Below are 2,770 nucleotides of genomic sequence, written 5' to 3'. Positions count from 1 at the left end.
TTTTTATAGAATATATAATAAAATATAGTATGTATAAAATTTAACTTATAATTTTATATGTTTTCATTAGAAAGGCGGAATACTATTTTGAATATATCTGTCGCAATTGATGGTCCTGCAGCTTCAGGTAAAAGTACCATAGCAAATATTATAGCCCATAGATTCAATCTTGTGTATATAAATACGGGCTTTATGTACAGGGCTGTTACTCTTATGTGTATGAGAAAAAATATTATTTATACAGATGTAAAAGGTGTTTGTAAAATGACAAAATCGCTTGATATACGTTTTCAAAAAGATAGAATACTGGTAGACGGTGAAGATATTACAGACTCCATAAAACATCCTAAAGTAAGCAGCAGTGTATCCAATTATGCTGCCATTTCTGAGTTGAGAAAATTGCTGGTAAATCAGCAGCAGAAAATGGCATCGGAATATAATGTAATTATGGATGGACGGGATATAAGCACTGTAGTTTTAAAAGATGCTCCCTTGAAATTTTTCCTTACAGCCAGTGCCAGTGAAAGAGCAAGGAGAAGGTGTATAGAACTCAATGAAAAAAATATACCTGCAGAATACGATAAAATACTTGATGATATACTTAAAAGAGATTATATAGATTCACATAGGGCGGCTTCTCCACTTGTAAAATCAGAGGATGCTATAGAAATAGATTCTTCCAATCTTTCTATTTCAGAGGTAGTGGAAATTATTTCGAATTACATAATGAAATATATTGAAAAACACAATTTAAAAAGTTTAAGGTGAAATTATGAAAATTATACTGGCAGATAAGTCCGGATTTTGCTTTGGAGTAAAAAGAGCTGTTGAAGAAGCTGTAAACACACGGAAAAAATTCCAAAAAAATATATATACTTTAGGTCCTTTAATTCATAATAATAATGTAGTAAAAAGATTAGAGAATAAAGGAATATTTTCCATAGAGGAGAAGGATATAGACAATCTTAAAGAAGGAGATGTGGTTATAATACGTTCCCATGGAGTACCTGAATATATATATACTCTTTTGGAGAATAAAAAAATAAATGTGGTAGATGCTACCTGCCCGTATGTTTCAAATATACAAAAAAAAGTACAGAAATATTATAAATTAGGGTATTCTATATTAATAGTAGGTGATGAAGCTCATCCCGAAGTTATAGGTATAAACGGCTGGTGCAATAATGCGGCTATTATATCCAAGGATGGACTAAACTTAAGAAAACTTCCGCCCAAACTCTGTATAGTATCTCAAACTACAGAAAAACAATCCAATTGGCAGAAGGTATTGAGTGCAGTAATCGAACAGTGTAAAGAGTTTATTGCTTTCAACACCATATGCAGTGCTACAGAAGTTCGCCAAAAATCTGCAGATGATATTTCAAAAAAAGTTGATGTAATGATAGTGCTGGGAGGTAAGAATAGTTCCAATACCACTAAGTTATATGAAATATGTAGAAAAAATTGTAAAAGTACTATTCACGTTGAAAATTCAGGAGAAATACCTGATAATATAATTAGATCTAACAAAATAAAAACTATAGGTGTTACAGCTGGAGCTTCAACACCGGATTGGATAATAAAGGAGGCAATTTTAAAAATGAGTGATGACAAAAATTTGGCATTAAATGAGCAATTGTCCTACATGGATAAAAATGATACTCAAATAATATTAGGAGAAAAAATTAAAGGTACTGTAATATCTGTAAATCCAAATGAGGTATTTTTAAATATAGGATATAAATCAGATGGTATACTTCCTAAATCTGAAATAACAAGGAATGAAGAGGATGACCTGGAACAGTTAATACATGAAGGTGATGAGCTGGAAGTAAAGGTAATACGAAGACAAAATGAAGATGGATATGTAGTGCTGTCCAAATTAGAACTGGAGAGAGAAAACGCATATAGAGAACTGAGAGAAAATAATGGGAAAAGTACCGTTCTGCAGGTGACAGTAAAAGAAGCTGTTAATGGAGGTCTTGTGGCAAATTATAAGGGTGCCAGGGTATTTATACCTGCTTCCCATGTAGAACTGTACCATGTAGATGATCTTTCCCAATATATAAATAAGGAACTGGATGTAAATATAATTGAATTCAAAGAGGAAAAAAGAGGTACCAGAATAGTAGCCTCAAGAAGAGAGATCTTGAGAACTGAAAGGGAAAAGATGGAAGAAAAGACCTGGAATATACTTCAAAAGGATACTGTAGTAGAGGGAGAAGTCAGAAGGCTAACTGATTTTGGTGCTTTTGTTGATGTACAGGGAGTTGATGGATTACTCCATGTATCTGAATTGTCCTGGGGAAGAGTTGGCAAACCAAGTGATGTGCTAAAGATAGGTGATAAAATTAAAGTTTATATTCTGGATGTAGATAAAGAAAAGAAAAAATTGTCATTATCTATTAAAAAACTCATGGAAGATCCCTGGAATAATGTAGATATAAAATATCCTGTAGGCAGTGTTGTACTGGGAAAAGTAGTTAGATTTGCAAATTTCGGTGCTTTTGTAGAACTGGAGCCTGGAGTGGATGCACTGGTTCACATATCTCAAATAAGTCATAAGAGGATAGATAAACCTGATGATGTATTAGAGATAGGTCAAGAAATAAAGGCAAAAATTTTAGAAGTAAATAAGGATAATCAAAAAATAGCTTTGAGTATAAAAGAAGTAGATGAGATCTAGTATTACAGATGTACTCTCATTAATTTATTCTCTTTCTTCAATATATATAGAAAATAGGAGAAATATTTAAGTATTCAGAGGTTT

The 2,770-nt window shown here is 32.2% G+C and carries 2 protein-coding genes; both read left to right on the top strand.

The window, feature by feature from the left end; translation table 11 throughout:
- Nucleotides 1–87: 87 nt before the first annotated feature.
- On the top strand, nt 88–768 hold the full coding sequence (gene cmk / locus CLLU_RS18250; RefSeq protein ID WP_106011180.1) for a (d)CMP kinase: 681 nt from the start codon (nt 88–90) through the stop codon (nt 766–768).
- A gap of 4 nt (nt 769–772) precedes the next feature.
- A complete protein-coding gene (locus CLLU_RS18245) occupies nt 773–2,686 on the top strand; it encodes a bifunctional 4-hydroxy-3-methylbut-2-enyl diphosphate reductase/30S ribosomal protein S1 (protein ID WP_106011179.1) in 1,914 nt (637 codons plus the stop codon).
- Nucleotides 2,687–2,770 lie beyond the last annotated feature (84 nt).

The organism is Clostridium luticellarii, assembly GCF_002995845.1.
Classification (GTDB): domain Bacteria; phylum Bacillota; class Clostridia; order Clostridiales; family Clostridiaceae; genus Clostridium_B; species Clostridium_B luticellarii.
This window is presented reverse-complemented; position numbering and strand designations above follow the sequence as displayed.